At 42.0% G+C, this 1670-nt stretch carries 1 protein-coding gene and 1 tRNA gene; one reads left to right on the top strand and one right to left on the bottom strand.

Features of this window, described 5'->3' with window-relative positions:
* Positions 1–67: 67 nt before the first annotated feature.
* Positions 68–155, bottom strand: a tRNA-Ser gene (locus tag L4D09_RS28720).
* 362 nt (positions 156–517) lie between these two features.
* Here L4D09_RS28720 and L4D09_RS28715 point away from each other — a divergent pair.
* Positions 518–1240, top strand: coding sequence for a YebC/PmpR family DNA-binding transcriptional regulator (locus L4D09_RS28715; protein ID WP_428460946.1), 723 nt, complete (start codon positions 518–520; stop codon positions 1238–1240).
* Positions 1241–1670 lie beyond the last annotated feature (430 nt).

Genomic DNA, 1670 nt, shown 5'->3' with positions numbered 1-1670 from the left:
TTCAAATCCCTTTCGCTGCCACTAAAACGACGAAAGCCTCGACATTTCTGTCGAGGCTTTCTGAATGTGGCGGAGAGATAGGGATTTGAACCCTAGGAGGGTCGCCCCTCGCCTGATTTCAAGTCAGGTGCTTTCGGCCACTCAGCCATCTCTCCGTTGTGCGGCGAATAATACGGACATCTAATCGTTCTGTAAAGCACAAGTTTATCAATAAAAACTGACTGGGTGTTTTTTCACCACCACAATACCAATACGTTCAAATTTTCATTTGCCATTGTTATTTGTCACTGCTTCTAACGTAATCATGGCCATATTTTAGCCAAGCGTAATTAGTAAACCGGATAACAATCATAGCCTCCGTAGCTCTCGAGGAAGTTGATATGCTTCACTTTTTAAGCCACGATAATCACGTTCCCCCATTAGAAAGCTATTATTACCTCTAGCCATCAAGGCTTGCTTGCTGGTAAAATCTGCCCCCAACAGCTATCCCAAATATCAACAAAGAGAGTGATTCCTCATGGGAAGAAAGTTCGAAGTACGCAAATTATCTATGGCCAAAACGCAAGGCGCAAAGATCAAGGTTTACTCAAAATACGGTAAAGAGATCTATGTTTGTGCTAAGAATGGTAGTCCAGATCCTGACACCAACCTTGCACTTCGCCGTTTGATCGAAAAAGCGAAAAAAGACCAAGTGCCATCTCACGTTATCGAAAAAGCGATCGATAAAGCGAAAGGTGGCGGCGGTGAAGATTTCTCAACTGCGCGCTACGAAGGTTTCGGTCCAGGAAACTGCATGGTTATCGTTGACTGTCTAACAGACAACAACAACCGTACTTTCATGGATGTTCGTCAAGCATTCGTTAAGAATAACGCGAAGATCGGCGGTCCAGGTACTGTTGGCCACATGTTCGAGCACCAGGCTGTATTCCAGTTTAACGGTGACGATGAAGAAGCTGTGCTAGAAAACCTAATGATGGAAGATGTTGACGTAAGCGACATCGAATGTGAAGACGGTGTCATCACTGTTTACGCACCGCATACTGAGTTTTTCAAAGTAAAAAATGCATTAACCGCTACAATGCCTGACGTAACGTTAGACGTTGAAGAAATCTCTTTTGTTCCTCAAACGATGACTGAGATTGCAGGCGATGACATTGCATCATTTGAAAAATTCCTTGATGCACTAAATGATTGTGACGACGTACAAAACGTTTACCACAATGCAGAAATGGCAGACTAAGGTTTACATTTCTCATAAAAAAATAGTCGGCAATGCCGACTATTTTTTCCCTCCCCCCCCTTTTACTTGGTTTAACTAAGTATAAAGACATAGCCCACACTATTCCGACTTGCTATGCTTGAATTTGTAAACACAATCGCCTCAAACACGATCAATGGCCTCTCGGCTTCGACCTTCATTAATCCACAGCACTTGATAAGTATCCGATTCATCTAAAGCAGTGGCATCCTTGACAGCCAGTCAGGCATATAGAAATCGTAAGGAAACAGGCGTAAGTCCTTGCCAAAGAAGGAATGCATGTAGTGTTTAATATATAGGTTGTTATGATTTGTGTTGATTACACAATAGCGTACCAAACTATCTTCATATCTATCCCTGCTAATAATATATATTTTTTATTACAACCTTAACAAAAGCAATGTAATAAGGC

The sequence above is a fragment of the Photobacterium makurazakiensis genome, from assembly GCF_050336715.1.
GTDB classification, from domain to species: domain Bacteria; phylum Pseudomonadota; class Gammaproteobacteria; order Enterobacterales; family Vibrionaceae; genus Photobacterium; species Photobacterium makurazakiensis.
Note: the sequence above shows the minus strand (reverse complement) of the source record. Positions and strands in the feature narration are given on the sequence as shown.

What these genes read in the sequence shown, in the direction of transcription:
- L4D09_RS28715 (WP_428460946.1), top strand. Translation starts at nt 518, where the DNA reads ATGGGAAGAAAGTTCGAAGTACGCAAATTATCTATGGCCAAAACGCAA.